Origin of the sequence: Paenibacillus dakarensis, assembly GCF_001373415.1 — a bacterium.
GTDB classification, from domain to species: Bacteria; Bacillota; Bacilli; order Paenibacillales; family Paenibacillaceae; genus Paenibacillus_AQ; species Paenibacillus_AQ dakarensis.
Map to the genome: position 1 here is coordinate 24,512 of NZ_CDSE01000093.1, position 12,802 is coordinate 37,313.

Annotated in this window: 11 protein-coding genes; 1 reads left to right on the top strand and 10 read right to left on the bottom strand. The window is 47.2% G+C overall.

Annotated features, from left to right (window positions below; genetic code table 11):
* The 7 genes from BN1234_RS20250 to lspA all read right to left on the bottom strand — a co-directional run bounded on the left by BN1234_RS20250 (nt 1) and on the right by lspA (nt 7,232).
* Complete coding sequence (locus tag BN1234_RS20250) at nt 1-1,143, bottom strand: carbamoyl phosphate synthase small subunit (RefSeq protein WP_054958446.1); 1,143 nt, start codon at nt 1,141-1,143, stop codon at nt 1-3.
* 62 nt (nt 1,144-1,205) lie between these two features.
* A complete protein-coding gene (gene pyrC / locus BN1234_RS20255) occupies nt 1,206-2,501 on the bottom strand; it encodes a dihydroorotase (RefSeq protein ID WP_054958447.1) in 1,296 nt (431 codons plus the stop codon).
* A 117-nt stretch (nt 2,502-2,618) separates the two neighbouring features.
* Nucleotides 2,619-3,530, bottom strand: coding sequence for an aspartate carbamoyltransferase catalytic subunit (locus tag BN1234_RS20260; protein WP_054958448.1), 912 nt, complete (start codon nt 3,528-3,530; stop codon nt 2,619-2,621).
* Between the two features lie 2 nt (nt 3,531-3,532).
* Entirely contained in the window at nt 3,533-4,087 is a 555-nt protein-coding gene (pyrR, locus tag BN1234_RS20265) for a bifunctional pyr operon transcriptional regulator/uracil phosphoribosyltransferase PyrR (protein ID WP_054958449.1), read from the bottom strand.
* A 276-nt stretch (nt 4,088-4,363) separates the two neighbouring features.
* Nucleotides 4,364-5,623 (bottom strand): LL-diaminopimelate aminotransferase, encoded by a 1,260-nt coding sequence (locus BN1234_RS20270; RefSeq protein ID WP_054958450.1) that lies wholly within the window; start codon nt 5,621-5,623, stop codon nt 4,364-4,366.
* A gap of 125 nt (nt 5,624-5,748) precedes the next feature.
* Nucleotides 5,749-6,663 (bottom strand): RluA family pseudouridine synthase, encoded by a 915-nt coding sequence (locus BN1234_RS20275; protein WP_054958458.1) that lies wholly within the window; start codon nt 6,661-6,663, stop codon nt 5,749-5,751.
* A 68-nt stretch (nt 6,664-6,731) separates the two neighbouring features.
* Entirely contained in the window at nt 6,732-7,232 is a 501-nt protein-coding gene (gene lspA, locus BN1234_RS20280; protein ID WP_054958451.1) for a signal peptidase II, read from the bottom strand.
* Between the two features lie 204 nt (nt 7,233-7,436).
* Between lspA and BN1234_RS20285 the strand changes: the two genes are divergently transcribed.
* Complete coding sequence (locus tag BN1234_RS20285; RefSeq protein WP_054958452.1) at nt 7,437-8,174, top strand: TraR/DksA C4-type zinc finger protein; 738 nt, start codon at nt 7,437-7,439, stop codon at nt 8,172-8,174.
* A gap of 87 nt (nt 8,175-8,261) precedes the next feature.
* On the opposite strand, the gene BN1234_RS20290 is transcribed toward BN1234_RS20285, so the two are convergent.
* From BN1234_RS20290 to BN1234_RS20300, 3 genes are all read right to left on the bottom strand, one after another.
* Nucleotides 8,262-8,618 (bottom strand): DUF5665 domain-containing protein, encoded by a 357-nt coding sequence (locus BN1234_RS20290; RefSeq protein WP_054958453.1) that lies wholly within the window; start codon nt 8,616-8,618, stop codon nt 8,262-8,264.
* Nucleotides 8,619-8,844: 226 nt separating this feature from the next.
* A complete protein-coding gene (ileS, locus tag BN1234_RS20295; protein WP_054958454.1) occupies nt 8,845-11,931 on the bottom strand; it encodes an isoleucine--tRNA ligase in 3,087 nt (1,028 codons plus the stop codon).
* 412 nt (nt 11,932-12,343) lie between these two features.
* Nucleotides 12,344-12,802: DivIVA domain-containing protein (locus BN1234_RS20300; protein ID WP_082423302.1), on the bottom strand; the 459-nt coding region annotated here is incomplete at its 5' end.

Here is a 12,802-nt window from a genome sequence, read left to right on the forward strand (position 1 = left end):
TTAGAGAGCTCCTTTCACAGCTGCAGCCAGAACCGCCTGGCGTGGTTTCCGCGTTCCATTATTCTTATGCTTGGCGATCATCTCAAGGAATTCATCGAACAGATAGCTGCTGTCATGCGGACCAGGGGCAGCCTCTGGATGGTACTGTACAGAGAATGCCGGATATTTCTTATGTTTTAATCCCTCAATCGTTTTATCATTGTTGTTAATATGTGTAATTTCAAGCTCTGTTCCTTGGATCGAATCCTCATTCACAGTATAGCCGTGGTTCTGGGAAGTGATAAAGCAGCGTCCGCTGGACAAATCCTTTACCGGGTGGTTTCCTCCGCGGTGTCCGAACTTGAGCTTTTCCGTATCTGCGCCGGACGCAAGTGCGAACAACTGGTGACCCAGGCAGATACCGAAGATTGGGAACTCGCCAAGCAATTCCTTAATCATATCAACTGCATAAGGAACATCTTTCGGGTCTCCAGGGCCGTTCGACAGCTGGATACCGTCAGGGCGCAGGCGGCGAATTTCATCTGCTGTTGTATCATGAGGAACAACGATGACATCACAGCCGCGGGATGTCAGCTCCTTCAGAATTCCGCTCTTCGCGCCAAAATCTACAAGCACAATGCGTTCCTTTTGCCCAGGGCTTGTGAACATTTGCGGAGTGGAGGTACGTGCAACCTGATTGCGGAGCTGAGAAATCGAAGTGGCATTCAGCATTTCCATCAATTCTTCCACCGGCTTGGATGATGTTGTGAGTACACCTCTCATCGTACCATGGTGGCGGATGATCCGTGTTAGCATCCGGGTATCGATTTCGCTGATGCCTGGTATGCCGTATTCTTTCAGCAGGGTGTCTACACTGTATTCTGCCCGCCAATTGCTTGGCACTGGCTCATGACGGCGAACAACGAAGCCGTTAACAAACGGTCTGATCGATTCAAAGTCGTCGCGTGTAATTCCGTAGTTTCCGATCAACGGGTAGGTCATCGTGACGATTTGCCCGCAGTATGATGGGTCAGACAATACCTCTTGATATCCTGTAATTCCTGTGTTAAAAACAACCTCTCCGGTCATTTCAGCATCCGCACCAAAAGCTTTTCCGCTGAACAATGTGCCGTCCTCCAGCAACAATCTTGCTTGTGCCTGCATTTCATTCACTCCAATCATCTATATGTCTTTATTGGATTTTCTCTTATTCATTACTAGTATAATTATGCGAACCCGTTCGTTTGCGACCATTTGATCTCACCATCTACCCATGTCATTACCGGCCAGCCTTTCAGCTTCCAGCCTGCAAAAGGAGTGTTGCGTCCTTTCGTTGCGAAGGTTTCCGGCTTTACTTCCTTCTCGCTCTCCAGATCAATCATCGTCAGATCAGCCGGCGCCCCTGCTTTCAGCACCCCGCTGTCCAGTCCGAATACTCTTGCAGGATCACTGGTCATTCGCTTTACGAGCATCGAAAGATCCCATTTTCCTGTAGCGACAAATTTGGTATAAAGAAGCGGGAAGGCAGTCTCAAAGCCAACAATTCCGAATGGGGCAAGCTCCATTCCTCTGGCCTTCTCTTCCTCGCTGTGCGGCGCATGGTCTGTCACGATCATATCAAGCGTTCCGTCCAGCAAGCCCTCAATGCAGGCTTCCACATCACGTGGAGAGCGAAGCGGCGGGTTCATCTTCCAGTTGGCATCCAGCCCAGGTATATCCTCATCTGAAAGCACCAGGTGATGCGGGCATACCTCAGCTGTTACTGAAATTCCGATGGCTTTAGCTTGACGAATAAGTCTTACCGATTGCTCCGTGCTTACATGGCATACATGATAGTGAACACCAGTCGCTTCTGTCAGCAAAATGTCACGTCCGACATGGATCGCTTCCGATTCATTCGGAATCCCCTTCAAACCATGCTTCTCAGCGAATTTCCCCTCCGTCACACAAGCTCCCTTAACCAAGGAGTCATCCTCACAGTGAGCGATAACCGGCATTCCCATCGAAGCTGCCTTTTTCATAGCATCCTTCATCATCTGCGCGTTCTGTACACCGACACCGTCATCCGTGAAGCCAATGGCTCCTGCCGCTTTCAGCGCTTCAAAATCCGTTAACTCCCGTCCGAGCTCATTCTTCGTGATCGCTGCATAAGGGAGCACCTTTGCCATGTCTGCCTGACGTGCTTTCTCCAGTACAAGAGCGACTGTGTCCGGATTATCCATGACAGGCTTCGTGTTTGGCATGCAGGCGATCGTACTGAACCCGCCCTTAACCGCTGATCGGCTGCCGCTCTCGATCGTTTCCTTATGCTCAAACCCTGGCTCTCTCAGATGTACGTGCATATCAATGAATCCTGGTGTGATAAGTTTCCCTTCTGCATCAATCACGCTGCCCTCATGCTCTGGTATTTCATGATTCACATCCATCACGGATTGAATGACTCCGTTATCGATGATAATCGTCTTCCGTTCCAGTTGTCCTTTTTCATTAATTACATTGGCATTTTTAATGATTTGTAGCACGTCGTGATCCCTCCGCTGCAGAAGCAAACCTCGCTTCTTGTATATTGTATAATATTAATTCAGTTTTGTGTATATTTATTAATAAATTCAGCTTATTCTTATTCATTCGATGTTTGGTTAACCCTTCATAGCCCGTTCCATTACTGCCATCCGAATAGGCACTCCATTAGCCATTTGCTTGAATATCATCGATCTTGGACATTCAACCAGAGCATCGTCAATCTCCACATTTCGATTCACAGGGGCTGGGTGCATGATAATGGTATGACCCGACAGCTTGGCTGCTCTTTCCTCTGTCAATCCATACTGCTCGCGATATTCAGCCGAAGATTTGAATAGCCCTTCGTTATGACGCTCCAGCTGTACCCGCAGCATCATAACCACGTCTGCTTTCAGTGCTTGTTCCATGCTTACATAAGGAGCATACTGGGCTAGTTCAGGCGCCTGCATCGAAGGGGGGGCACAGAACTGAACCCTAGCTCCGAATTTTTGCAGTGACCAAAGGTCCGATCTGGCAACACGGCTATGCTTGATGTCCCCGATAATTGAAACCGTTAAGCCTCTTAACTCACCGAAGTGCTTTCGCATCGTGTAGAGATCCAGAAGCGCCTGAGTCGGATGCTCATTATTGCCGTCTCCCGCATTAACGAGCGGAATGGACACCCGATTTGCGAGCTCTTGCAGAACCCCAGCCGGCTTTAGACGAATGACACCTGCGTCTACCCCCATCGATTCCAGGGTCCGAACGGTATCGTAAATGGACTCTCCTTTCTCTACACTGGAAGCCGCTGCGGTAAAGTTCATCACTTCGGCCCCAAGACGTTTCTCTGCCATTTCGAAAGAGAAGCGCGTTCTTGTGCTGTTTTCAAAAAACATATTTACCGCGAATTTCTGATTGAGAACCGGAATCACCTTGTCCGGATATGCCTCCCAATAAGCCGCTCTGTTTAATATCGATTCAATCTCATCCCGCCCGAGGTCTTTAAGTCCCAGCAGGCTTCGCTCTTTAATTGAAGTTGCTGTTGTCATATTTATCGTTCCTCTCCCTGCGAGATCGTTACTTCATCCTTACCGTCGATTTCCGAAAGCGCTACTGTAATCTCTTCGAACTTCGAGGTCGGTACGTTCTTGCCGATATAATCCGGTCGTATCGGCAGTTCACGATGGCCGCGGTCTGCAAGCACAGCCAGCTGAATCATACGCGGCCGTCCGCAATCCATAAGCGCGTCCAGTGCAGCACGAATCGTACGACCGGTATAGAGTACATCATCGAACAGGATTACTTTTTTCTCATGGACATTCAGGTCCTCCGGAGTAAGTCTCGTTTGCTCAGATACTAAGCTTGCTTTCCCTTCCCGATCATCCCGGTATGAGGTCACATCAATTTCACCGTATGGAATAGGCCTGCCTTCGATCTCTTGGATTCGTTCAGCGATCCGCTGTGCCAGAAACACTCCCCGTGTACGAATGCCGACCAGAACACAGTCATCTATACCTTTGTTCTTCTCTAGTATTTCATGAGCGATTCTTGTCAAAGCCCGCCGGATTGCCGTTTCATCCATGATCACACGCTGTTCACTGCTCATCATGATACCCTCCTTAAGAATATAGCCCTCTTTCATCAATCTTGTGTGTTGACACAAAAAAACTCCTTGCCGCGCAGGCAAGGAGTTGATCTCTATACACACAAAGAGATAGTGTTGAAAGCATACCGATTCCATCCGCAGACGAAATGTTGCTTCCATTCATGAACTTCGGTTCACGTTACCTTGCCAGCCTCACGGGACTGATTTAAAGGTGCTATTCGATTGATTTGATTATGACAGACCTTATAATTGTTGTCAACAAGAACAGTCGACAAATCAAGAGAATTCAAATTCGACATTCCGGAGTCTATTCCTGATTTCTGCTATCACGCGCTTCTCTTCCTTTTCCCCGTCAGCCAGAAACGTGACTGAGAATCGAATAAACGATCCTGCATCATCCCAAGGAACTGTCGAGATTAGCTTCTCCCGAATCAGGTACTGGGAAAAATCCTCACCAGAAACGAACCGGCGCCCCCCCTTAATGCCTTTCGGTGCCCCCACATAGAGGAAAAAGGAGCCTTTAGGCTTCTCAGCAGTGAATCCAAGCTCATTCAATACGTTTACCAGCATATCGTGACGGCGGGAGTATTTCGCTGCGATTCTTTCGGTAATCTCAGGATTCTTAAGTCCGTAAGCTGCTGCTTTTTGAATAGCAATAAATTGACCAGAGTCGTTGTTATCCTTTACATCACCAAATGCCTTGATGACAAGCGGATTGCCAGCCATAAAACCTATGCGCCAGCCAGTCATATTGTAAGATTTGGATAGGGAATGCAGCTCGACCCCCACATCCTTGGCTCCTGGGACGGATAAAAAGCTAAGCGGCTTTACTCCATCAAAAGTCAATGCGGCATACGGCGCATCATGGACCACAACGACATTATGTTTACGCGCCCACACTACTACTTTTTCAAAAAATTCAGACGTAGCACTAGCTCCAGTTGGATTGTTCGGATAATTCAGATACAGAAGTTTGGCCCGCCCGGCGATTTCATCAGGAATTGCATCCAGATCTGGCAAGAAGGCGTTCTCCTTCTTAAGCTCGACTGTATACACCTCACCGCCAAGATATTTCGTATGCGTACCAAGAACCGGATAACCCGGCACAGTCATAATCGTCACATCACCCGGGTTAATGAAGCAGGACGGGAGCATGGCAAGCGCAGGCTTCGAGCCTATAGAATGAATGACTTCTGTTTCAGCATCTAGCCCGTTCACATGGAATACCTCTTTCAAGTAGGCTGCAGCAGCCTGTTTGAACTCAGGAATTCCATTGTCGGCATAACCGCGGTTCTCAGGCTTCGCAGCTTCTTCTGCAAGCATTCTTACTATGCCGGCATCAGCCATCTCATCGGGCTCACCAACCCCCATATCAATTAACTCTATGTTCGGGAACTCCCTTTTCGCTGCTGCTTTAGCTCTCTTAATCTTCTCAAATTTATAAATGGCAGTGTCCTTCCCATAATTAGCCCCGCCAATTCGGTCTGCAAAACTCTGCTGGATATACGTATCTTGATATTGTTCTATATTTGACATTTGTACTCATCTCCTGTTCCCGCATCTATTGATATAGTTAAATATGCCGTAAAAATGCAGGATGAGCCATGTATGATATAGCAAATGATTTGTATTATTTCAGCAACGAATCCATAAAAAAACCGCTAGCGGCTTCGAAGCACCGCTAGCAGTTCCTCCATGTCATCCGGCAAAGGTGCCGAAAACTCCAAATATTCATTCGTCTGAGGGTGGATGAATCCCAGGACAGCCGCATGGAGTGCCTGTCCGTTCATCTTTAATCCCTTGCTCTTGCCATATACAGGATCCCCAACCAGTGGATGGCCGATATACTTCATGTGTACCCGAATCTGATGTGTGCGTCCCGTCTCCAGTTTTAATTCGAGCAAGCTGTAGTCCCCAAAACGCTCAACAACCGTAAAGTGTGTTACAGCATGCTTACTGTTACGGTCGGTCACCATATACAGCTTCCGATCATGAGGGTCTCTTCCTATAGGCGCATCAATCGTCCCTTGATCATGACTGATATTTCCGTGAACCACTGCATAGTAACGCCGGGTTACACTGTGATCCTTCAACTGTGCAGCTAATGAGGCATGTGCTTTATCGTTCTTGGCCGCCATGATCAATCCTGATGTATCCTTATCGATCCGATGGACAATGCCAGGACGAAGCTCGCCGTTAATCCCGGACAGATCCTTGCAATGATACATGAGCGCATTAACCAGGGTACCCGACGGATGACCGGGAGCGGGATGGACAACCATACCTCTCGGCTTGTTCACAACGATCAAGTCACTGTCTTCATATGCAATTTCAAGAGGAATATCCTCCGGTATAATTTCGACCGGTTCTGCTGCAGGAATAACAAGCGAAATCCGATCACCCTGACTCAGCTTATAATTCGACTTCACATGGGAGTCATTTACCTTAACATGACCGTCAGCAATCCACAGCTGTACCTGTGACCGGGACGCCTCTTCCCCCAGCGCCTCGGCAATATATTTATCTATCCTTGTTTTAGCATCTTCGGACTCAACGGTCCAATCATAGTTACTCATATCTGCATGTACTTCCAAGCTGTCAGCATTTTTCTGTTCATCACCTGGTCTTGTTCCATCGTGCAAAATTATTCATTCCCTTCCTTTCTGGAGCTCTCTAACCCCGAACGTGCTTGCTCGCGCTTCCCATCCAGTATGGTGTCCAGAATGATCAATCCCACACCGATGACAATACAGGAATCAGCGATGTTAAAGATTGGGAAGGTGTAAGTTCCGAAATTAAACTGGAGAAAGTCAACAACTTCACCCATTACAATGCGATCAATAAAATTCCCTAATGCACCACCCAAAACAAGGGAAAGCGCTACGGGCAGCAGCTTGTGGCCTTCTGCTGTCACTTTTCTCATATACCATATAATTCCAATAACAACGAGAAGTGTTACAACAATGAAAAACCAGAGCTGGTCTTGGAGAATACCAAATGCCGCGCCTCGATTACGGCTTGACGTGATCAGGAAAAAATCTCCGATTACAGGAATCTGCTCAGCTAATTCAAGCCGGGTTGCGATCAAATATTTACTTCCCTGATCGACGAGGAATACAACTAACGCAATTAAATAATAAGCCACAGTAACTTGTCACTCCGATCTTGTCTAATGCGAAAAGAACCACTCCACCATTCAATTGGAGTTCGTCTTATTGTAGCACAGCAGATTTGAAAACGTCCATTCCCGACCAATAAGGAGAACATTTTCCGTCACTAAAAACGTCATCTGGGTGCATTCTATATATAGGATGAAGTGGTCTGCAACAGGACCTGAAAGGAGCTGTACATGTCACACTTAACCGAATCTCAATTGAATCAGCTGCACACCATGCTGCTGGAACGAAAGGCCGAACTGGAGCGTCTTAATAAAAATGATAACCACGGGCTTAGTATATCAGAGCGAGACACCACCGGCGAGCTGTCACATATTGATAATCATCCTGCCGATCTGGCAACCGAGTTATATGAGCGGGAGAAAGATTTAGGTCTGCAGGATTTGACTGAGCTCCATTTACAGCGAGTGCTGAACTCCCTGGACTTAATGAAAAATGGTCAGTATGGTACTTGTGTTGTCTGCGGAAAGCCTATTCCCTTTGAACGGTTACAGGCTATACCTGATACCATGTACTGCATTGAGGACACCCAGCGAGAAGAATTATCCTATACTCGTCCGATTGAAGAAGAGTTCCTCATGCCGCCATTTGGGCGATCAAGCCTGGATGAACATGAGTACTCTGGATTTGATGGTGAAGATGCGCTGCAAATTCTCGAAAGCATGGGAAGCTCCAACTCCCCCGCGATGGCTGAGAACCCGAACATATCCAGCTATAATGAGATGGACTTCGAGGATAATGATGATCAAGGAGGATTTGTAGAAATATATGAGAACTTTGTTGCTACAAATATAGACAATACCGAAGTCTTCATCGTCCGGGGTGACCAATATTACGACTATTTGAATAAGGGTGAGGGAAGCTTCCTCCTCGATCCTTATGCTGATCCGGAAGATGACTCATTAGAATAGATAAGTACGGATTCATCTTAATATTCAGGGCAGGCGGCGGTCTCAGCTTACAAGGCTGATCCGCTGCTTTTCATGTTTATAAGTCCCCTATCTAAACTCAAGCTGCTTTTGCACTATACGTACAATATCTGCAATGTAGTCTCCAATGATCGGGAGATTCAATGCTCCAAGCGCCTGGAGAAAATAAATGATTGTCGCCGCAAAAAAGGTAAATCCGATTGCAATTCCAACCCCTTTTGCCGTTCCTGCCAGCAGATTCAGCCAGATCAGCCTCCAAGGCCTGTGCAAAAGCTGAGTGTAATCGGTAATACGGGATTTCTCCAGCTGCAGTGCAATCTTCTCAGTGAGTATATACATCTTACTAAGTTGATCCACTTCTTCTTCCTCGACCTGCTGTAATTCATTTTTCAACTTCTCTTCCTGCTCACGAGTCTGTTTCCCCATTGCTGCTTCGGCTCCTTTTAAACTTTGCTATCCCCACTCACCCTGTCCTGTGTTTCTAACCATGAATATCCACTCACTCCATCGACATTTCTGCTATTATGCATCAAAAGGGTGCTCGCCATCCCCGTTAACTGGTCTAAACAAAAAAACCATTGGCCGAGGAATCCCTCAGAACCAATGGTTTTAATAAATCCATGTTATTTAGAAAAGCTCTGCTCCTTGCAAGCTACACGATATGAATACCGATCGTTTTACCGCCGATTTCAACCTGCTCCATACCTTCTTTTTGGCCAAAATGAACCTCCGTCACAAGCACGTTTTCACGGAGAACATGGTCAAAGGCAGTAATGGAAGCCTGAAGCTCCTCATCGGTATCCAGTGTCAGTTCAACGCGCTTCTCGATCGGCAGATCAAGCTTCTTCCGCGTATCCTGTACAGCTCGAACCACTTCGCGCACCCAGCCCTCTTGCTCCAGCTCAGGCGTAATATCCGTGTTCAGCGCGACGGTCAAACCATAGCCGGATGCGGAGGCAAAGCCTTCCTTCGCCTGCTTCTCGATCAGAAGCTCATCGGCAGTAAGCTGCAGCTCTTCACCTTCAGGCGATGTCACATTAACGCCCGCATTTTGAACGACCTCCCGAGTTTCCTCGCTGGTCATTCCTTTCAGAAAGCCTTGCAGGAAGCCGACATTCTTGCCATACTTTTTGCCTGCTACCTTCAAGTTCAGTTTGAGTGTAAAATCTACAAATCCGCTGTCACTGGTTTCAACAACAATCTGCTTCACATTGATCTCATCCTTGATGATCTCTTCATAATCCGCCAGATCAAATTCACGATCCATCGAAACGATGAGCTCAGACAATGGCTGGCGTGTCTTAATAGCCGTCTCATTCCGTACGTTACGCGCAAGCTCAACGATCTGACGTGCAGTCTCCATATTTTGCTCCAGTGCCTTATCGATCATGGACTCATCCGCTTGAGGGAAGTCAGCAAGATGCACGCTTTCTCCTCCGCCAAGGTTCACGAATATATCCTCGGAGAGCATTGGGGTAAATGGAGCCATCAGCTTCGACAAGGTGAGAAGTACATGTGTAAGCGTTCCGTAAGCAGCCAATTTATCTTCACCAAGCCCGCTGCCCCAGAAGCGGTCGCGCGACCGGCGGATATACCAGTTACTCAGTTCATCGACATAGGACTCGATGGCTTTTGCCGTATTTAAGAAATCATTCACTTCAAGGCCTTTGTTCACAACCTGGATCAGGCTGTTCAGGCGAGATAGAACCCAGCGGTCCAGCTTGTTGCCGGATGGCTTATATTCATGCTCAGAAGGATTGTAACCGTCGATTCCAGCATAAAGTGTCAGGAAGGCATGCGTGTTAACCAACGTATCGATGACTTTTGATTTTGCCTCACCAACGATTCCTTTAGAGAAACGTTTGCTGTTCCAAGGAGCGCTGTCGGCAAGAAGAGCCCAGCGGAATGCATCCGTTCCATACTCATTAATGATTTCCCAAGGGTCGATGACATTGCCTTTAGACTTAGACATCTTCTGACCATTTTCATCCAGAATATGTCCTGTTGCCATAACCGCTTTATAAGGAGCTTTTCCAGTGAAAAGCGTCGATACCGCCAGTAGGCTGTAGAACCAGCCGCGGGTCTGGTCGATTCCTTCGCAGATCATATCAGCCGGGAATTGCTGCTCGAATTGGTTGTTTTCATTGAACGGATAATGGTACTGTGCAAAAGGCATCGAGCCTGAATCAAACCATACGTCAATCACTTCTGAGGTGCGCTCCATAACGCCACCACAGTGCGGACATTTCACTTTCACTTCATCCACATACGGTTTATGAAGCTCAAGGTCCTCAGGCACTTCTCCGATTGCATGAGCACGAAGTTCTGCAATACTGTGCGGAGCAAACTGGTGATCTCCAGATTCACATACCCACACGTTCAACGGTGTTCCCCAGTAACGGTTACGGCTGATATTCCAGTCCACCAGATCCTCCAGGAACTTTCCGAACCGGCCATCACGCACATGGCCTGGATACCATGTTACGGAATTGTTGTTCGCAATCAGTTGATCCTTCACTGCCGTTGTCTCAATGAACCAGCTCTCCATTGCATAATAGAGAAGTGGAGATTTACAACGCCAGCAGAACGGATAGCTGTGCTCATATTTCTCTTTGCTGTAGAGCAGGCCTTTTTCAGACAGAGCCTTTACGATATCAAGATCACAATCCTTGACAAAACGACCCGCAAAATCAGTCACTTCATCCGTGTAACGACCTTGTGCATTCACAACGCTAACGAAGCTGATGCCATTCTCACGGCAGACGCGGTAGTCATCTTCACCATGAGCAGGTGCCATATGCACGATACCCGTACCGCTGGCATCGGTAACAAATGAAGCACCCACGATGACATTGCCTTTTTCAGGCTTAACAAAAGTAAATGGCGGTGTATAAGTCTGACCTACAAGCTCTGAACCCTTCAGGGTAGACAGAACGGTATGATCACCCTTCATCACTTTATCCACCAGATTACTTGCTACGATATATACTCCATCTTCCTGCTGAACCCGTGCATATTCCATATCCGGATTTACAGCTAACGCAACGTGTGCCGGAAGTGTCCAAGGTGTTGTTGTCCATGCAAGAACATATTCTCCGCTGCCATCCAGCTTGAATTTCGCTGTAGCACTCAGATCCTTAACATCCTCGTAACCTTGAGCAACCTCATGAGAACTGAGGGTTGTTTGGCAGCAAGGGCAGTAAGGGCTGACCCGGTGACCGCGATAGAGCAGGCCTTTGTCGTGAATTGTAGCGAGGATATTCCACACACTCTCGATATAGTTATTTTCCAGAGTAATGTACGGATGATCGAGATCTGTCCAGTATGCGATTGCTTCTGTCAGCTCACGCCATTTATGCTCATATTCAAACACGCTTGCCTTACATTTCTTAATAAACGCTTCTACGCCGTAATTCTCAATTTCCTGCTTGCCGGAGATGCCAAGCTGTTTCTCAACGCCAAGCTCAACAGGGAGGCCGTGTGTATCCCAGCCAGCTTTACGGATCACGTGGTAGCCCTTCATCGTCTGATAACGGCCAACAAAGTCCTTAATGACACGGCCAAGTACGTGACCGATGTGCGGGGCTCCGTTCGCTGTAGGAGGACCCTCATAAAATACGTAATTCGGTTTTCCTTCACGGTTTTGCATCGTTTTCTTAAACGTGTCTTCTTCATTCCATTTTTTCAAAATACGAAGTTCTCTTGCCCTTGCTTTCTCTTTAACATCTACTCTGTTCACAATGATCTTCCTTTCTACTCTGGCAATTAAAAATTTCCAAATAAAAAAGGCCCCGTCCCCAAAGGGACGAGACCTGGCTCGCGTGACCACCCTAATTTCGTTCAGTTCAGTTCCTGCCGGAATCTGTACTGATACGACACCTCAAGTCCATGCTTTCTAACTAGACATGGAGCCGATATAACGTTCGGCTGACGGCTCAGCTTACACACACGCGTGGGCGTGCTTTCAGCTTCACTTCTCCGGGAGGATCTTCCGCAAGGTCTGAACATTGGCTTTCAGCAGGGCGCCAACTCTCTGAGGATGCAGTTCTCAAGCGTACTTTTCCCATCAACGAATACGTATGCAATTCGTAATATGTTATTAGTTATAGACTTTTTCTGAAAAAAAGTCAACCAGACCTTCACCTATAATCTTAATAAACCTCTTTAGGCTCCAGGCTAGGTTCACGGCTCTCCAGAGTCTCCCAGCCATCATGCTTCAATAATTCCAATTGAGCCTCGACCAATGACCGGAAGCGTGTCCGATAGATGGATGCCTGCTTCTTGAGCTCCTCCACTTCCAGTGAAACCTTACGTGATTTGCTCAGAGCCTCGTTAATGATTCGATCCGCATTCTTCTCCGATTCTTTAACGATAAGCTGAGCTTCCTTCTTCGCATTATTCTTAAGCTCATCTGCTGCTTCCTGTGCAACAATAATGGTCTTGGATAGTGTGTCCTCAATATTAACGAAATGATCCAATCTCTCCTGAAGCGACATTAATTGATTATGCAGTTCTTTATTCTCCCGAATTACACTTTCATAATCCTTAATCACTTGATCCAGAAATTCGTTAACTTCATCCTCATCGTAACCACGGATACGGCGGGCAAA